Source organism: Orenia metallireducens (assembly GCF_003001995.1).
GTDB lineage: Bacteria > Bacillota > Halanaerobiia > Halobacteroidales > Halobacteroidaceae > Orenia > Orenia metallireducens_B.
In genome coordinates, this window is the sequence record NZ_PVNB01000043.1 from 1 (window position 1) to 20,369 (window position 20,369).

The following is a 20,369-nucleotide window of genomic DNA, read 5'->3' on the forward strand; positions in this document are numbered from 1 at the left end:
CTTTAATATTTTTAGTTCTTTTACTGTTCACTGTCAACTGTCCACTGTAAACTGCTCTTAAGTGGGGTGATTGTTTTTGAAAGGTTATTGAATTACTTTCATTATCTTGTAGGATTAATAGGGGGTTTTATCTACTATGGAGTGGGTGGATATGATAAGGGTTTAGAAGTTTTAATGTGGATGGTAGTGATTGATTATATTACTGGATTATTATCTGCTTATGTCTTGAAGGAGTTGGATAGTGATATTGGTCGAGAGGGAATAGCCCGTAAAGTAGGACTATTTTTTACTGTAGCTATAGCCCATTTGGTAGACCAAGTGTTAGGGAGTGAAGGAATGGTTAGGCAGATGGCAATTTGGTTTTATATCTCTAAGGAGGGGATTAGTGCTTTGGAGAATTTGGGCGAGGCAGGGGTGCCGATTCCTGAGTTTTTGAGAAAAGCATTGAAACAATTAAGGGACAAGGAATAAGGGATAGAGGATAAGGAAATTCAAAGTCAAAAGATTATTTTAGCCACGAATTAACACTGATGGAACAGGAATAAAATCAAAAGATTAATATATAGGAGGCGGAAAAATGAACATTATCATAGATCCAGGGCATGGAGGGAAGGATTTTGGTGCTGTTGGTGAGTTTTCTTGTGAGAAGGGTATTAACTTGAAGTTGGCTAAATTAATTGAATTCTTGTTAGAGTATTTAGGATATGAGGTTAAGTTAACAAGGGATAAAGATTGTCTTCCAATCTGGGCTGAGAGAGTTGAGTCTAGCGAGGAAGATATTTTTACCCGACAGCTAAGTGCCACTAATATCTTTACTTTTGTAAATCAAAGATAAGTGGCACTAAGCTTCTGGATTGGCTCTACTAAGATTTAGTGGAAAAAAACCTCCACTAAAACTAAGTATCGCTTTATCTCTATTCACTGTAATGGTGCTCCTAATGAATCAGCTCAAGGGATTGAGACTTTTTATTATGTTGGTAGTAAGCAAGGTAAGCAATTGGCTCAATCGATTCATAGAAATTTGATTAAGATGACTAAGAGTGTAGACAGATTGGTCAAGTTTAATGATGATTTATATGTGTTGAAGAGGACTAAGTGTCCTGCGGTATTAGTTGAGGTTGGTTTTATAACCAATTCTTATGAAGAAAAGCTGCTTAATTCAGCTGATTATCAGTTGAAGATAGCTTTGGCTATCGTGAAAGGGATTGAAAGCAGTTTATAGTGTACAATTGACATTTAGGGTCAAGAGATAAAAAATACTAAAATCAGAGGGAGGATTGAGATGCAAGACATTATTATTGATTTGGTAAGCAAGCTAATAGGATGGTTATCATTATTGAGTATATTAATTGTAGGATTGAGGAAGTGGAAGCCAAACTTGGATCCTTATTTTAGGACAGGAGCTTTTATTTTAGCAGAGGTCGATGATGTGATTGATGGTATTCTGTTGGAGTTTCCTGAGAATGAGTCGCTGAATCTTATTGATGATTTATTGGATAAGGTGTTGAGTGAGTTGGAGGAGGCTGGGTATGAGGTTAATGATGAAGATGAGAAGAAGGTTGAGAATAGGTTGAAGGCTAAGGTTAAGAGGGAAGATGGATTGAAGTTAGAGCTTAGTAAGGGTGAGTATAGAATTAAATATGATGGTGAGTTTTAGAATAGATAAAAGACAAGAAGATGACTAAGAAATTTAAAAATTATATAGAGATAAATTAAGGGTGCAGGCTAAGCTTGCATCCTTTTTTAGTTTTTGGATACTTTTATAGAAAAATAACTGCAAATATTCTTGATTCTTAATATAGATATAAAGGGAAATTAAACCATGTTATAGAAAGATAATATATATTGATATGTTTTTAATATTGACTTAAGTTAATATAAGGAGATGATTGCATGAGTAATAGTAATTTTTCTTTTCTTAAGGAAAAATGGCCTATACTTAATAGTTTAGGAGAGCTAGCGGAGAACAATTTATATACTGATCCAAATACTACATTGATTAAATTGAGAATGTTTGGTGAAAAGATAGTAGACTATATGTTTGTATATGATAAGTTAGATGAGCCTGATGATAATAGACAGATGAAGAAATTAGCTATATTAAAACGTGAAGACTTAATTGATCAAAAGATGTTGGATATTTTTCATACCTTAAGAATGGTAGGAAATCAAGCTGTACATGAAGTTTATGATTCCTTAGCTGAAGCTAAGACTGCATTGTCTATGGCTTTTAAAGCCGGGGTTTGGTTCATGCAGGTTTATGGAGAATGGGATTTTGAACCTAAAAAATTTGTTTTACCTAAGAGAGAAGATACAAATAATCAAGTAATTATTGATAAGGTAAGTAAAGAGTATGAAGAAGAACTAGCTAGGCTAAGAGAAAAGTTAGCAGAGGTTAGAAAGCAAGAGAGTAGCTCTGAAGAGGTTGAAGAGAGGAAGAAACAGAGCAATAGATCAGCAGCTAAGATGGATTTAACTGAGGATGAAACCCGTTTAATTATAGATAAAAAGTTGCAAATTAGAGGTTGGGAAGTAGATACTAATAATTTGAGATATTCAAAGGGTACTAGGCCTGAGAAAGGTAGAAATATGGCGATTGCAGAATGGCCAATTGATAGAAGTAAGTCTAGACCTAAAAGGGCTGATTATGCTTTGTTTATAGGAAAGAAGTTAGTTGGGATTATTGAAGCTAAAAGAAAGAGTAAAGATATTCCTGCTGATTTAGAACAGGCTAAAACTTATGCAAGAGAGATCAAATTAAAGAATGAAGAGCAGGTAGGTAGTTGGAATGAGTATAAGGTTCCATTTATATTTGCTACTAATGGAAGAGAATATTTAAAGCAGTTAAAGGAGAAGTCAGGGATTTGGTTTTTAGATGGGCGAGTTAGAACCAATCATCCTAGTGTATTGCCTGATTGGTATACTCCTGAAGGATTAAATGAATTACTTAAACAGGATAAGATAGGAGCTAATCAAAGACTAGAGGAAGAGTCTTTTGATTATTTAAAGGATAGCAATGGTTTAAGTCTAAGAGATTATCAAGTTACAGCAATTAAGAGAGCAGAGGAAGCGATTAGAAAGGGTCAAAGAGAGATATTATTAGCTATGGCTACTGGAACTGGAAAGACTAGGACTATTATTGGATTGGCTTATAGATTGGTCAAAAGTAAGAGATTTAAGAGGATCTTATTCTTAGTTGATAGGACTACTTTAGGAGAGCAAGCAGAGGACTCTTTTAAAGAGTCGACTATTGAGAATATGATGAAGTTTGATAGTATTTGTGAGATAAAAGGTTTAGATGATAAAGAACCAGAGCGAGAGACTAAAGTGCATATGGCTACTATACAAGGAATGGTTAGAAGGATAATGGATAATAGTAATCCAGAAGATAGTCCGGCAGTAGATTGGTATGATTGTATTATAGTAGATGAGGCCCATCGAGGTTATTTATTGGATAAGGAGATGGGAGAAGATGAGTTAAAATATAGAGATCCTAGAGATTATATCAGTAAGTATAGAAGGGTAATAGAGTATTTTGATGCAGTTAAGGTAGCATTAACAGCTACTCCTGCTTTGCATACTAAAGAGATCTTTGGTAAGCCAGTCTTTAAGTATAGTTATCGGCAGGCCGTAATTGATGGTTATCTAGTTGATCATGAGCCTCCTCATCAGATTAAGACTAAGTTATCTACAGAAGGAATTACCTTTAAGGAAGGGGAGAAGGTTGCAATCTATGATCCTGTAACTGGGGAGATAACTAATAGTGAAGAATTGCCTGATGATTTAAACTTTGAAGTAGATAGTTTTAATAAGAAGGTAATTACAGAAAGTTTTAATCGGACTGTAATTAAGGATATTATCAATGATTTAGATCCTGGTAGTCATGAGAAGACTTTGGTTTTTGCTAGTACTGATGAGCATGCAGATATGATAGTTAGAATCTTTAAAGAGGAATTTGAGGAAGCTGGAATTCCAGTTGATGATGATGCAGTGGAGAAGATTACTGGTTCTGTCAAGGATCCTTCAATGATGGTAAGGAAATTTAAAAATGAGATGTATCCTAATATAGCAGTAACCGTTGACTTATTGACTACGGGAATTGATGTGCCTAAGATATCTAATTTGGTCTTTTTACGTCGAGTGCGTTCTAGAATATTATATGAGCAGATGTTAGGGAGAGCAACTAGGTTATGTGATGAGATAGATAAGACCCACTTTAATATTTTTGATGCCGTTAGATTATATGAGGGATTGGAGAAGGTTTCTACTATGAAGCCGGTAGTTGCTAACCCAAGTATCAACTTCACTGATTTAGTGGAGGAGCTATCTCAAGATAAGGATGAAGCTAGACAGAAGAAGTGTATAGATGGGTTGGTAGCTAAATTACAACGGAAGAAGAGAAGGATTAAAGGAGAGAGTAAAGAGAAGTTTAAGTATTTAGCGGGAGGAAAGGAGCCAGAAGAGTTTATTGATTGGTTAAAGGAGAGTCAACCTGCTAAAGTTAGTAAAGAGTTAGAGAATTTACAGGGATTATTTGCTTTCTTAGATGAAAATAGCTCACAATCTAATAAGCAAATTATCTCTACAGAAGTAGATGAGTTACGTGAGCATAGCAGAGGCTTTGGTAATGCTACTAAGCCTGAGGATTATTTAGATGAGTTTGGTAGGTTTGTAAGGGAAAATCTGAATAAGATTCCTGCTTTAGAGATAGTTTGTCAAAGACCTAAGGAGTTGACCCGTGAGGCATTAAAAGAGTTGAAGCTAGAGCTAGATAGTCATGGTTTTAATAAGACCAGTTTGAATACAGCTTGGCGAGAGTGGAAGAATGAAGATATTGTAGCTGATATTATTAGTTTTGTACGACAGCAAGCTTTAGGAACACCATTGATGAGTCATAATGAAAGAATAAAAGGTGCTATGGATAAGGTTAGAAAGATGCAGAATTGGAAGAGGGTACAGCTAAATTGGTTAGATAGGATTGAGAAGCAGCTTTTGAATGAGGATATTATAGATAAGGAATCCTTTAAGCAGGAGCCTTTTAAGTCTCAAGGTGGATATAAGAGGTTGAATAAGATATTTGCAGGGGAGCTTGATAGTGTGTTAGAATTAATAAATGAAAACTTATATGCTAGTTAAGGGTAGTGACAAGTAACGGGTAATAGTTAACCTGGTACTATACTTAAAAGGAGGAATAACAACAATGAATACACAAGAAATCGTACAAAAGTTATGGAATTTATGTGATGTATTAAGGGATGATGGGATTACTTATCATCAATATGTAACAGAGTTAACCTATATTTTATTCTTGAAGATGGCTAAGGAGACGGGAACTGAGAATAATATTCCTGAAGGTTATAGATGGAATGATCTCTCTGCTAAAGAGGGAATTGAGTTGATGAAGTTTTATCGGCAGTTACTATTAGATTTATCGACTGAAGGAAAAGGTAAGATTCAACAGATATATACTAATGCTAAGACTAATATAGATGAGCCTAAGAACTTAGAGAAGATTATCAAATCAATTGATGATCTTGATTGGTATAGTGCTAAGGAAGAAGGTTTAGGTAATCTGTATGAAGGGTTATTAGAGAAGAATGCTAACGAGAAGAAGTCTGGTGCAGGGCAGTACTTTACACCACGGGTATTGATTGATGTGATAGTGGAGTTAGTCGATCCTCAACCTGGAGAGAAGTGTAATGACCCAGCAGCAGGTACCTTTGGTTTTATGATTGCGGCTAATCATCATATTAGAAAGAATACTGATGATCACTTTAACTTGAGTGTTGAAGAGGGAAGATTCCAGAAAGAAGAAGCCTTTAGTGGTTGTGAGTTGGTACAGGATACTCACCGATTAGCTTTGATGAATGCGATGTTGCATGATATTGATGGAGAGATATTATTGGGAGATACTTTATCTAGTTTTGGTAAGCAGATGAAGAATTATGATGTGGTCTTGACCAATCCTCCTTTTGGAACTAAAAGTAAAGGGGAGCGAGCAACAAGGGATGACTTTACTTATCCAACTTCAAATAAACAGCTAAACTTTTTACAGCATATTTATCGTTCTTTGAAGAAGAATGGTAAAGCTAGAGCAGGGGTAGTTTTACCCGATAATGTATTATTTGCAGATGGAGATGGTCAAAAGATACGAGAGGATCTGATGAATAAGTGTAATTTACATACTATCTTAAGGTTACCAACAGGTATCTTCTATGCCAAAGGAGTTAAGACCAATGTTTTATTCTTCACTCGGGGTAAAGGTGATAAGGATAATACAGAAGGTGTTTGGATCTATGACTTGCGAACCAATATGCCTAGCTTTGGTAAGCGGAATCCATTAAAGCATCAGCATTTTGAAGATTTTATTGAGGCTTATCAGGCAGAGGATAGAACTAAGGTTGATGATGAACGCTTTAGCTACTATAGTATCGAAGAGATTCAGAAGAAGGAGTATAATCTTGACTTAGGATTGATCCAAGATGATGATATTACTACTTATGAAGACTTACCAGAGCCAATCGATGCGACTGAAGATGCTATGGAGAAGTTAGAAGAGGCTGTTAGTCTATTAGATGAAGTCTTGACAGAACTGAAAGTGATTGAGGGGAAATAAGATGGTAAAAACTAAACTAGAGAAGAAGTTGGAGCAAGCATTGGTGCCAGTCGAGGAACAACCTTATGAAGTACCTGACAATTGGTTGTGGGTAAGGGTTAAAGAATTATTAAGTGATATTTCTAGTGGTTTTGCCTGTGCAAGAAAGAATGAGGTTTCACCGGAAGAAGAAGAGGCATATCCACATTTGAGACCTAATAATATTGGTTTTCTTGGGAGATTAAATTTAGAAAGTTTGATTTTTATCCCTCAGAATATGGTTAAAGAGGGAAAGGATAAGTTGTTTAAAGATACAATATTATTTAATAATACTAATAGTGTAGAATTAGTTGGAAGATCTGTTTTAATCGAAGAAGAGATGAACTTTGCTTATAGTAATCATATTACAAAGTTAGAGGTTAATTCTGATATTGTAGAGCCAATATGGTTTAATTATGCAATTAATAAGTTATGGCAGGATGGATTTTTTGCAGAGATTTGTAAAAAGTGGGTAGGTCAAGCGGGAGTAAATCAGACTATGCTTAAAAAGGAAGTCTCTATACCTGTTCCTCCACTAAATGAACAGAAAAGAATAGTAGCTAAAGTGGAATCTATGCTGGATAAGATTCAGCAGGCAAGGGAGAAGATAAAAGCAGTTGAAGAGAGCTTTGAGAATCGGAAGGCAGCTATCTTAGCGAAGGCTTTTCGAGGAGAGTTGACGGCTCAGTGGAGAGCCGAGAATGAATATGTTGAGTCAGTAGAAGTTCTATTGGAGGAAATAGAAGAAGCTAAGAAAAAAAGTAATAAAAGAAAGAAAAAATTAGTTGATATTGAACAACCTTATGAATTACCTAATAGTTGGGAATGGGTGACTTTTCATGAGATAATTAGAAGTACTAGATATGGGAGTTCATCAAAGGCATACCCTGATATAGATGGTATTCCTGTATTAAGGATGGGAAATATAGAAGATGGTAAAATAGTTACTGATGACCTTAAATATCTGCCTTATGACCATAAAGATGTTAAGAAACTAAAATTAGAAGAAGGAGATTTACTATTTAATAGAACTAATAGTTATGAGTTAGTAGGAAAAACTGCTCTTGTTAGTGAAGAAGAAGCAGGTCAAATGACATTTGCCTCATATCTTATTAGAGTGAAGTTATTTAAAAAGGATTTATTATCTAAATATATTTGTTATTTTATAAACAGTTTTATTGGTAGGAAACAACTTTTATCTACAGTTACACAACAAGTTGGACAAGCGAATATAAATGCTAAGAAAATGTCATCTATTCAAGTTCCTATTGCTTCAGAACAAGAAATAAAGAAAATATTAGAGCTAGTAGAACCATTGTTAGATAAAATGGAAGAATCCCAAGCAATAGTCGAAGCAACTAAGGAAAAATTAGAGCTACTGGAAAAAACAATCCTAGCTAAAGCCTTCCGAGGAGAGCTAGGAACAAATGATCCTAAGGAAGAGAGTGCGGTAAAACTGGTGGAGGAAGTTTTGAGTGAAGGATGATTATAACCAGTAATAGGTTTAATAAAAAGAAGAGTAGAACTTAAGATAATAGTTAGAGAGTTTATCTCAATAAACTCTCTAACTATATTAAGATACAGAGAGGTCAACTATTATGAATTTAAAAGGATTAAATGATTTAATTGATAATACAATTATTTTTTTGTATGACAATATTATAAATTGTATAAGTTTTATCAGTAAAATTTATTCGAACTATAAATTAATAATTTCATTATCAATTTTAATAATTTTTTTAAAAAGCTTATGGAATAAGCGGGGTAACTATAAATTAAAGGTTCCTGTATATTATTTTCTGATTACTTTAATTATAGGTTTTTTAGTCTATAAGGCAGACATCAATAAGTTAGATTCTTTTTTTATATCTTATCTAAAATCTAGTATTATCATACTGGTTTTGGGATTAGTAGTGTTGGCTAATAGCTTACTTACATATAAGAACTCTACAAGAAAAATAATAAGTAATTATTATAAATTCATTTATTTTATTCTTCATACTATATTATTCTCATTGGCTACTATAAATGCATTAGATTTTAGTAATTTATTAATCTTATTAATCTTTATTTTAATTTCATTTAATCAGATTGTTAGTATAGAAAATGATTCTAAAGATAAAAGACAGGTTGATGAAAGTTCAGATGAATCTATAATAATGAAAGAGCAACTCTTTGAAAGTAGATTGTTTCAATTACAACACATAAAAGGATACCTTATAAATTCACATTATGATGAAGCTTTTGCAATAGCTATAAATGCTGATTGGGGAAAAGGTAAGACAAGCTTTGTTAATGTTTTAATTGATGAATTGAAAAAAGAAATACAAGAGGAAGAAGAACTTATTTTAATATTTATTCAACCTATGATTTTGGATACTAAAAAGAAATTGATGGAATATTTTTTTAAACAATTAAAACAAGCTTTAGAAATTAATGGTGTATATACTGGAAAAACTAGTGCTTATAAGAATTATTTTGAACTAGTAATGAAGATGATAAAAAACAATAAGTTTTCGATTTTATCAGAAATTCTAGGTATTTTTAAAGATGAACCATCTGATTTTAGAGAAGTTAAAGAAAATTTTGAAAATGATATAAGGAGTATAGCGGATAAAAAAATATATATAATAATTGATGATTTTGATAGAGTAGAGAAAGAGACTGTATATAATACATTAGTATTCATTAAGCAAATAGTAAGTTTTAGAGGATGTAGAGTTATTTTCTTAATGGATAATAATAGAATTGAGAGAGATTTTATAAGTAATGAGTATTTATGTAAGTTTATTAATAAAACTTTTGATTTAGTAGAGGTTCAGTTTGAAGAAATAGCTAATTATTTTATAAGTAAAAAGATTTTCTTAGATAAAAATTATGATGATTTAGATATTATTCAAAAACAGTTAAGTATATTAAAAGGTAATTTTATTTTTTATATAAAGAAGATTAAAGAAGAATTTTATGAATTATCAAATAATAAAAACAATGAATTAATACAGATGAATGAGGAAGATAAAGAGACTATAAAAGATAAAAAAGGTGAATTAGAAGAAATAAAAGCAAAGATATATGATTTTGAGAATAAACTGACTAATCCTAGAAAAATAAAGAAGTTATTTAGGGAAACAGAACATTTATTTGATAATTTTCACCAATCTTATAAAGATGAAGAAAGTGATCATCTAACTAATAATTTTCAACGAATTGATGCTAACAGAATAATTTTCAATATTTCATTTATAAAAATATTTTTTGAAGAAGAATACAAAGAAATATTAAAGATGAGTGATATAGAGAAGGCCTTTGATAAATATAAGGGTTATTTGATTGGAACAATATTAAAAGATCTAGATAAGTTTGGATACTTAAGCTATGAAGAACAATTAGATATAGAATTAAAAGCTAAATTTTATAATATTATGTTAGCAAGTGATAAAGAATATAAATATTTTATAGATGAAATTAATAATAAATATATTAGTATTCTAGAGAAAATAGATTTAAATAATAAAATTGAATTTATAGATTATAATCAGATGAAAGATTATTTAGATGCTATAGAGAGGTATATTAATCATAATAAAGCGGAAGAAAGATTTAAGAAAGTAACTGATGGAATATTTCAAGCCCAAGAAGATAATAAAATTAGATTTTGGGAAGTTACTAACTTACTTAAACATGATATTATTTCAGTTAGATTATTAGCTTTGAATAATTATTATCTAAAAAGGTTAAAAGAATTATTAACATCAAATAAGATAGTATATGATGATAGAGGAGATAAAAATGAGAATAATAATATTATAAAAAGTTTAAAGCATTATTTAATTTTACACTTTAGGAAAGATATTGATACAATAATTAAATTATATAATTTAGAAAAGAATGAATATAATGTTATGAAAGACATAAGTTCATTGGAACATATGAATCTAAGAGCAAAACAAGTTTTAGATATATTAAATTTTGATATTAAATTTTCTGGTTCTGAAGTAGATAAGTTAAGAGGATGGGTAAGATATATAAATAAGGACATAAAAGTTAGATATAAAGGTAAAAAATTTATTAATATAGATTATCATATAGGTGAAACAGAATTATTTGTAGAATGCTTTGAACTAGTAGATGATGTTTTAAATCTTATAAATAATATTGATATAAAAATAAATTATGACGATGAAATATATACTAGTGATATTGATGGAATAAGTAAAATAATTCATGAATTTTATAATAGAATAATTCATGCTCAAGGTTATAAAAATAATGGGTCTTACAATTATTTCATGAGGATTATTACTAAAGTTAATAAATCATCTAAAAATCATTATATTGATAAAGAGATTATTCAAAAAATGAATGAATTATATAAAAAATTGAATAATAATTTGAGTCAGAGTTATAAATGGAAAAAAAGTTGGTTTAATGCTGGTATTAGTATGGCTGAGATAGATATAAATCAAAAAAGATTATCTAAAATAAAAGTTCTCTATGAGGCATTGTATAAAATTATTGATAAAAAAAGTTAATTAAATAAAGAATACAAGAAAATTATTGGATTGATTAAATAAAAATATATCCATCCTAAAAGCTTACCTTTTATAGGTAGGCTTTTTTCGTTAAAGGAAATTAATGCTTTTATGTAGTAATATTATGATAATGGTAAATTGTGATATGCCTATACAATCTTAAAAGAGGTGAACTTTTTAGTGAAGGTAATAGAATCTATTAAATCTGATCTGAATAACTATCAAAAATCTTATAAATTTATTGTCTATAAAGCATTTTTTGATTTAGCAAATACAGGAATAGTTAAAATCAATGATCTCATTAAATATTTTCAAGGTTTCTATTTAGATAGAAAAGTAAGAGAATTAGATGTAGAAGAAGAGAATACAGCCTCACAAATAAAAAATATTGAAAGTACAAGCTTTAATCAATTGAAAAACTATGTTAGAAGAATGCCTTTAGATAAGATACATTATTTAATAGAAGCTAATGATCTAGTAAGAATGGATCAAGATCTATGGAGTCAACTAACACGGAATAATATATTTGAATTACAAGAGTATATAGATCAAAAGATAGAAGATTACTTTAATGAAAGAACTGGAGGATATAAAATGGCCATACCTGATATGAGCAGAGAAGAAATTATTGAAGCACTAAATAAATTTGATCATAATTATCGAGATACTGAAGAGTGGATAGATTTTACTTTAGATAAGAGGCATAAATATGTAATTAAATATGAAGATAAGACTTATCCAGTAAAAGAGATTATTAGAATAGCAGGAGATTATAACGTACCTTCCTTTAGTGGTGGACGAGAAGCTAATAGTTATTTAAGTCAAAGAGGTTTTGAGATAGTTGAATTGGATAATGAAAATAGTCAGAAAGAACTTTTGCTAAAGAAGAAGGTAAATTGGTCAATGTTTAACTCGGGAATTACTTTACCTTTAGATTCTCATAGTAAATTTTATGAAGCTAATAATGAAATAATTGAACCAGGTAGTAGTCACAAAGTAAAATTATTAATTGAAGATCAAGAATTTGAAATAAACTTAGCAAATGTCAATAGAAATTCTAGTAGTGAAACATTACAGCTTCGTTATGATAGTAATGACGAATTAATAGAATTACTTCAAAATATATTTGCTGATAGTTATCAATACATAGTTGAGGAGAGAGAGAGATTAAAAGAAGAAGAGGGGAAAGAAAGGCCTTATGTAGATGTGCCTGAGGAAGGTGCAGAATATATAAAAATTTATTCTAGTAAAATTCCTTATCAATATATAGTTGAATTGATTAGTAACCAAAGAAAATTTACTTTATATAAAAATAAGCTTTCAAACAAAGAAATGATAAAAGAGATTAAAGAATACATAAGTTCAAAGGGTTTCACTTATCCTGGAGGCTTAATAGAAAACTTTTACTTATCATTAAAGACTAAGCCTTTTGTTTTACTAGCAGGGATATCTGGAACAGGTAAGACTAAATTAGTCCAGCTATTTGCAGAGGCTATTGGATGTACTAATCAGAATAATAGATTTAAGATTATTCCAGTTAGACCAGATTGGAGTGATGGTTCTGATTTATTAGGCTATAAAAATATTAAAGATAAATTTAATCCTGGACCAATGATTGATATTATTAAAGATGCAATCGATGAGCCAGAGAATATTTATATATTATGTTTAGATGAAATGAATCTTGCTAGAGTAGAGTATTACTTTAGTGATCTATTAAGTGTAATGGAAACTAGAGCAAGGGATGAAGAAAGAATAAAGAGTAATAAATTATTAAAGAAGACTGATTTTGTTAAAGAGGAAGACAAAGAAAACTATGCAGGATTATATCTACCTGATAATTTATATCTAGTAGGCACAGTAAATATGGATGAAACTACCCATCCTTTCAGTAAAAAGGTTTTAGATCGGGCTAATACTATTGAATTTTCAGAAGTGAATTTAGCTAGTTTTGATCTAGATCAAGAAGAGAAGGAGTCTTTAAAGAGGGTTGATAATAACTTTTTACAGTCCAATTATATTACTTTAAACGACTGTAAGGAAGCTGATAAAGGATTTATTAAAGAAGTAATAGATAAGCTAATTGACATTAATGATATTTTGAAAAAAGAAAATCTACATGTAGGTTATCGGGTACGTGATGAGATATTATTTTATATGCTTTATAATCAGCAAGAAGAGTTAATATCTCTTGAAGATGCTTTTGATTTTCAAATTATGCAAAAGATTTTGCCTAGAATTCAAGGAAGCTCTTATTTGATTAAAAATATATTGATTGATCTAGTCAAAGTTACTTCGGGAATGGGTTTCTCTAAAGAAGAGACTATAATTGGTGATCAAGTAATTGATGGTATAGAAAAAAACAATAATAAGATACCTTATCCTAGATCATCTAAAAAATTAGCTTATATGATCAAAAGATTTGAAGAAGATGGATTTACAGCTTATTGGTTATAAAATTAATTCAAAGTGAGGGATAAACTAGTGAGCTATCAAGGTAATGATATAGAGCTTATTTATATAGAAACACAATATTTCACTTTTACTATTAAGGGCAAACCGATCCATCCTGATATAGATCATTTATGTCCTAATAGAGATAATAGTGCTATTAAGGCGACTTTAGCTGTTGATCCAATTAACTGTGAACTTCATGAGTTTTTACATTTCGATCCTGATGAAGATTTAAAGCCTTACCAAGGAGAAAGTGTATTTCCTTTCTTTTATGAATGGCAGGATTATCAAGTAATAATAGAAAGTAAAAATGATAAAGAGTTAGAATTTCATCATGAAAATAAATTGATTAGAGAGGCAGTGGCCCCTTTAAGCAGAAATAAAAGCATTTTAATGGGAAAATTTAATTTTCGTAATGATGTAGGCTATTCAGAATTAGAAATTAGACGGGATGGCTCGCCTTTGTTAATTTTAAAAATAGAAGTCTTTCCTTCAAAGATTGATTATCAACGGGATTACTATAATCTGATTAGAGAAGTAAATGAAGAAGTTTATAATTTAGCTTATGATTTTTTAAGAAAGACTTTTCAAAATATGCGATTAACTGAGGCAGAGAATATTAGTGATAGTGAATTTTTTACAATTTTAAAGACTATCTTTAATGGGTTTAAAAAGGCTTTTAGAAGAATAGAAAAATTTCCTCATCATAGATTGAATCAAATTAGAAAGGTTAAGCCGTCTGGTAGAGTCAAAAAAGTTAATAAACAGAGTATTAAATGGTTAAGAAAGAATCCAAAATTTTATGATAAAGAATATGGTTTACCCACAAAACTGCTTGATATTAATAAACAAGTTAGCTTTGATACTTATGAAAATAAATTTGTGAAATGGATCATTCTACAAATTATTAAAAGGATAAAGAGGTTTATTCTAGAATATCAAAACTTCTATAAAGAAAAAGCTGATATTCAAGTAGTTGAATTTGCTAATAAGATGGTCAGAGAATTAGATTTGATGTTAAGTAGAACTTTTTTAAAAGATGTTGGAGAATTATACAAAGTTGATTCTTTGTCTTTAGTTTTACAAATGGCTCCAGGTTATCGAGAAATATATAAATATTATTTGATGCTAAAGAAAGGACTTAGCTTTAATGGGGAGTTATTTAGATTATCTATGAAAGAAACCTGGAAGCTATATGAGTATTGGTGTTTTTTAAAGTTAAATCAAATTTTAAGGAAAAAGTATAACTTAGTTAAGAATAATCTGATTGAATTTAATTATTCAGGAATTTATGTATCCTTAAATACTTCTAGTAGTGCAGCTGTAGAATATGAAAATCCAGCAACAGGAGAAAAGTTTACCTTATCTTATAATACTAAAGAAGGTAAAAAGGTAACTACTGGACAAAAACCAGATAATGTACTATCTTTACGCAAACAAGGTAGTAATGTCGATTATAAATTTGTTTTTGATGCTAAATATAGAATAAACCCAGCTTATCCTGATACCTATTATGGTCGAACATATAATGAAATCCCTGGACCTGAAGAAGATACAATCAATACTATGCACCGTTATCGAGATGCTATTGTCTACCAAGACCCAAATCAAATTAATAGGACTATGGTAGGAGCTTATGTTCTTTTCCCTTATCACGATGAAGAAAAATATAAAGAACATAAATTTTACAAAAGTATTGATCAAGTAAATGTAGGAGCTTTTCCATTTTTACCAGGTAGTATTGAGTTGGTTTCGGAATTTTTAGAAGGGTTAATTGAAGAAAGTTCTATGAGTAATTATGAACGTAATATATTACCTCAGGGCACTAGTGAATATCAAGGTAAGGTAGAATTTGAAAGAAATGTATTAGTAGGATCTTTACGGACTAAAAAGCAGAGAAATCATATTTTAGATAAGAAATTTTATCATATTCCTTATAAGAAAGGGTTAGAGGCTTATAATCTTAAATATATTTGTTTTTATCAGGATAAAGGAAAATTTAAAAAGGAAGATGGAATTAGATATTATGGTCGTTTAAAGAGGTATGAAGTAAGAAAAAGAAAAAATATAGATGTACCAATGAATCCAAATAAAAATAATGGACAACAGCTCTACTATGTCTTTCATGTAGATAAGTGGTATCAGCTTGATAATCCAATTGTTTCTGATGGATATGGAATTAGAGGTAGTCATATTTATACCAATGATATGTTGTTATTCAAGGCAAAGACTTTACCAGAATTAAGTATTAAGACTTTGGAAGAGTGGAGAGTCTGGTTGGAACTTAGTAGACTAAGAAAGGATATCAGAACAATCATTAATGATAATAAAATCAACGATACTACCAATATATCAGGTTTTCAGATAGATAATGTGAAAGTTGAAGTTATAAATGATCAAGTAGTTATAAGTAGAGGAGAAAAGATAATAAATAGTGGTTTAAGAGAGTTTATGTTTAATACTAGAAGAATAATGAGAGAAATATTTTAATAAGCATAGAATTATTTCTTATTACTTTGGCCAGCATTATGCTGGCCTTCTTTTATTTTTTGTAGATTGATTATATAATAACGGGTATTTATTTAGGTTGAAATAAGAAATAAGACCATTATTTACATATTAATAAGCAGAATAATATAAATTGAAAATAATACTAATTTAATATGTACTTATTTAAAATGACTTATGTTTGATATATCAACCTTTTTAAGGAGGTGGACCTATGTCCAAAGGTTTAAAGAACTATTTAGTAAAATATAAGTTGGATAGCAAAGATAATGAAGTTTATAGATGGTCAATAAATGAAGGTTTGGGTCAATATAAAACTTATGATAGGCCTGCTAAATTAGGCGAATTAAATCAACTGCTTAGATTAAATGAAAAAAAATATCCCACTAATAGATATCCTGATCATCAAATATCTAGAGTTTTTTCTATATCAGATAATAATAAAGTTTTAAAAGTTAAAGGTGCTAAATCTTTGATTGATATATTAAGTAGGATTGAAAATGAAGTTAAAAAAGTAGATATAATAGAAGATTGGAAAAACGTAAATTTTGAAGAACTAGATTATGAATTAAAGGAAAATATAATGTTTGATTTAACAAATATAAATATTGGGTTTAAAGAACCAGAAAAATTATTTGCTAGAGAATCCAAAGGGAATAATAATAAAGAAATTAAGAAATACAAGAATGCATATCAATTTTTCAAAACACTTTTTAATACTAAATCCATTGTAGGTTTAATAGACCAGGATAAATTTATGAAATTAATAGATAAAGCAATGAAAGAATATATCAAAGAAGAGTTGGATGAAGATAAGCAACAATATAGGTTTATTAAAAAAAGAGATAAGGATAATATTTATTACTTAAGAGATATTACTTCTGAAAAGAAGTATAATAATTATGATAATAATATAGCTATTTATATTTCTTTATTAGCATTAGATAGTTTAAATCAAGAATTTTATTTAGAAAGAGCAGAGATTAGTGATTCAGAATTATTATTATTTTTCGAACAAGAGACATCAAAAGAATATAAGAACTTTGAAGTTTATTCTGGGATAGAAGTTTCAAACAGTGAACTTAGAGGGCAAGGCCTAAATTTTAAATTAAAATATAGAGTTAAAATAAATAATAATAATAATAAAGATAAACATTTCGTTTATAATCAAAATTCAAATAGTTTATTTACAATAAATGAGGATAAGGTATTTTCAATTAGTAATAATGATTCTATAAGTAGTATAGCAGATTCGAATAGTATGGATACTGTTATTAGAGAAATAGATAAATTGATTTGCGGATTAAAAAAATATCAGGAGTTTATTAATAAAATTAAGTCATCTATTGAAAGTTTTGAGGATGAACTTAAAAGGGAAAGTTTAGTGGATATCGATGAGTGTTTAAGAAAAGAAGATATGTGTATGGGATATATTTTTTTATCTTATCTTAAAAGAGAAATAATTGATAAATTTGGTGAAAAGAAATTTAATCAACATGCAAAACCTAGTTTTGAGATAATACGTACTAATAAATTCCCTAATTTATTAGATGTTCTTAACTTTTGTTGGAAAATCAAAAATAGTTTTGATAAAAATAAATTACAGAAAGTCTATTATGATGTATTTGATTATTATTATGAAGAGTACAATTTGTAATTAATTTATTAAATTTGAACAAAGCTACTCTTAATTGGGTAGCTAATTTTTTATAAATTTGTTATTTGGAATTATGGCATAAATATTACTTCACATAATTCAATAAAATAAAAGGAAGATAATTATTTTAATCAAAGTTAGGAGCTTGGTATGAAAAATGTGAATTTAAACTATCTTGATGGGGAAGATTTTGAAAGACTATCTCAGCAGTTATTAAATACTATGTATAATGATGTTCAAATAACTGCTCTAAGTAATGATAAAGGTAGAGATTTAGTAATAAGGGATAAATCAGAAATAATATTTGTTGAATGTAAGCATTGGAGCAGTAATTCTGTTGGAAGACCAGTAATACAAAAGTTACACTCAGCTATAATAACTGGTAAAGCAAAGAAGGGAATTATTATGACAACAAGTAGGCTATCACAGCCTGCTAAAGATTATATAAGAGATGAAGTAAATGATTGTGAAATAGAAATTATAGAATTTCAAGATTTGAAAAAATTAGGGGCTAATAATGGGTATAATATCTTTTGGGAAGAAGAAGAGGTTATAATAGATAAGGTTAGTAGTGCTAATGATTTTGATATTAAAGGTGCTTTAAAAGATGAGCTTAATAAAAGAATAAAAGTTTATCCTAATTCAATAGATGATTATCTATTAATTAAAGAGAGAAAAACTAGTTATATAAATTGTTATAGGGTTCATTATTCTGTAAATACTACCTATAAAACACAAGCTGTTTGTCATAGGATAAATAAAAGAGGTTATGTTTACTTTGATAGTAATGGAAAACCCTTAAGTGAGAAATTATTAAAATTTTTAAAAGATGCTGATGGAGAAGAAGTTTCAGAGAATATCCACGACTTATCTTTTAAAGAGAAAAGATTAAGGTCAAAAACAACTAATATGGCTATTAATAAACATAGTGAACATATAAAGTATACAGGAGGTAATAATGTAACATATAGAAAAAAGGTCGTTCCTAAGAAGAAGGATATAACGATATGTGGGATTGAGCAGATTAAATACCCAAGAGATAATTTTAATCTAAATATTTCGAATCAGGTTATTGAAATCGATGGTCATTTTAATAATAAGTATAATAGGTTAATTAAAACTCCGATAGAATTGAAATCATATTATTCTAATATCCCTTTAAATAAAGGGGTAATTTGTTCAGATTGTGGCAAGATAACTGCCAAGACTAGGACAGGCGAGAGTTATATTTGCAATAAATGTAAGAAGACTATCTGCTATGATGATAGCTATTATTATACTGCATTTAAATTGTTTAATAGATTCGTCTGTAGTGATTGTTCTAAAGAAATGAATAATAATATAGATAGAATAAGTCACAAGGTTAATTATCAGAAGAATCTAGGTTCATTTACAGCTTATTTTTGGATATTATTAATATTTGGATTTACAATAGTAGGTTATTTTGTGACAAATCAATTTCTTTAACAATTAGTTAAGAATTTAGGCAGTTTAAATTGATTTGAATTTTCATTTGGGCTAACATCTTAGGTTAAGGGTGTTGGCTCTTTAAAGGTTAGGGGCTAAAATATTTTATTTGAGAAATGATAACTACTAAAAAGGATAATCATAATTTTTGTTTAACTAAGAAAATAGCGATAGTGATTAATAAAAAGACAAAGTTATTTAGAAATTACTAATTAAGAGATCAATAATTAGATCTATAAATAAATTAAGATAAGAGCCTAAACATAAGCGAACAATTATAAAACCATTTATATAGGAGGAAGTAATATTTTAACTATTAAATGTGCTAAATTTAAATCCAAAATTATGAAGTATAAGAAACTAGGACAAGGAAGAGTTTTAAGGTGTTGGGAAGATAAGATTAGAAAAATATATGCTAAGGTTAAAGGTGAGAAGCTATTATGTAGCAATTGTGATAATTTAATAGGAGAGATTAGGTCCAAAGGTCAAAGAAATTATGTTAAAATGAATAGAGAGCAGTTTGCATATAGTGGAACTAAAATTAGAAAATAAGGTTTAAATAATTAAAGATTAGAAGCAAAGTTGAGGGCTAAAATGTCTTTAACTTTGTTTTTTTACTATACTATACTTTTAAGTTTGATAATTTTGGAAATGATAAAATATAACAAGGATAATTATTATTTTTGCCTAACTAATAAAGTAAAGGATGACGATTGATAAATAATCAGTTACTCTTTTAAGAGGAAAAGTAAGCGGTGTTAGAATTATAAACTTAATTATCTGAAGTAGGTTAAAATTTCAATTATAGATAAAGTTCAATAGAATAATTGTAGCGTTTTTCCTATGTCTTAATCTTGTAATATTGAAAGTCTATATGTTTGAAGGAACAGGAATCTAGTAGAGAATTAGATTAAAGTAGGATTTTAGAAGTTAATATCTTAGGTTTAGATATGGCAGGAGAAATTCATCTGTGAGTGAGTTTATAGACTTTCTTGATTTTTTGGTTACTTTTTTATCAAGAAAAAAGTCAACTATCTAAAAGTTTTATTTAAAAAGCTTAAAATAGAGTGAATTAATTCACAAATCAATATACTTTAATTTGCTTTTTGATTAGTCT

11 protein-coding genes and 1 pseudogene are annotated in these 20,369 nt (G+C 29.2%); all 12 read left to right on the plus strand.

Annotated elements, in window-relative coordinates; genetic code table 11:
- Nucleotides 1-87 precede the first annotated feature (87 nt).
- The gene (locus BX659_RS17625; protein ID WP_097019557.1) at nucleotides 88-471 is read left to right on the plus strand and encodes a phage holin family protein; all 384 of its coding nucleotides are present in this window, start codon (nucleotides 88-90) and stop codon (nucleotides 469-471) included.
- 106 nt (nucleotides 472-577) lie between these two features.
- Nucleotides 578-1,222 (plus strand): annotated as a pseudogene (locus BX659_RS19545) (N-acetylmuramoyl-L-alanine amidase).
- Between the two features lie 60 nt (nucleotides 1,223-1,282).
- The gene (locus BX659_RS17640) at nucleotides 1,283-1,657 is read left to right on the plus strand and encodes a hypothetical protein (RefSeq protein WP_253250818.1); all 375 of its coding nucleotides are present in this window, start codon (nucleotides 1,283-1,285) and stop codon (nucleotides 1,655-1,657) included.
- A 236-nt stretch (nucleotides 1,658-1,893) separates the two neighbouring features.
- A complete protein-coding gene (hsdR, locus tag BX659_RS17645) occupies nucleotides 1,894-5,136 on the plus strand; it encodes a type I restriction-modification system endonuclease (protein WP_097019548.1) in 3,243 nt (1,080 codons plus the stop codon).
- 64 nt (nucleotides 5,137-5,200) lie between these two features.
- The gene (locus tag BX659_RS17650; protein WP_097019549.1) at nucleotides 5,201-6,616 is read left to right on the plus strand and encodes a class I SAM-dependent DNA methyltransferase; all 1,416 of its coding nucleotides are present in this window, start codon (nucleotides 5,201-5,203) and stop codon (nucleotides 6,614-6,616) included.
- A gap of 1 nt (nucleotide 6,617) precedes the next feature.
- Nucleotides 6,618-8,120, plus strand: coding sequence for a restriction endonuclease subunit S (locus BX659_RS17655; protein ID WP_097019550.1), 1,503 nt, complete (start codon nucleotides 6,618-6,620; stop codon nucleotides 8,118-8,120).
- 112 nt (nucleotides 8,121-8,232) lie between these two features.
- Entirely contained in the window at nucleotides 8,233-11,166 is a 2,934-nt protein-coding gene (locus BX659_RS17660) for a P-loop NTPase fold protein (protein WP_097019551.1), read from the plus strand.
- Between the two features lie 180 nt (nucleotides 11,167-11,346).
- On the plus strand, nucleotides 11,347-13,623 hold the full coding sequence (locus tag BX659_RS17665; protein WP_097019552.1) for an McrB family protein: 2,277 nt from the start codon (nucleotides 11,347-11,349) through the stop codon (nucleotides 13,621-13,623).
- Nucleotides 13,624-13,650: 27 nt separating this feature from the next.
- A complete protein-coding gene (locus BX659_RS17670) occupies nucleotides 13,651-16,110 on the plus strand; it encodes a restriction endonuclease-like protein (RefSeq protein WP_097019553.1) in 2,460 nt (819 codons plus the stop codon).
- A gap of 232 nt (nucleotides 16,111-16,342) precedes the next feature.
- Nucleotides 16,343-17,785: a hypothetical protein gene (locus tag BX659_RS17675; protein WP_097019554.1), complete on the plus strand. Its 1,443-nt coding sequence runs from the start codon at nucleotides 16,343-16,345 to the stop codon at nucleotides 17,783-17,785.
- A 150-nt stretch (nucleotides 17,786-17,935) separates the two neighbouring features.
- Nucleotides 17,936-19,252 carry a restriction endonuclease gene (locus BX659_RS17680; protein ID WP_097019555.1) on the plus strand — a complete coding sequence of 439 codons (1,317 nt, stop codon included), beginning with the start codon at nucleotides 17,936-17,938 and terminating at the stop codon, nucleotides 19,250-19,252.
- 345 nt (nucleotides 19,253-19,597) lie between these two features.
- Nucleotides 19,598-19,804, plus strand: a complete 207-nt coding sequence (locus BX659_RS17685) for a hypothetical protein (RefSeq protein ID WP_097019556.1) — start codon at nucleotides 19,598-19,600, stop codon at nucleotides 19,802-19,804.
- Nucleotides 19,805-20,369: the final 565 nt, after the last annotated feature.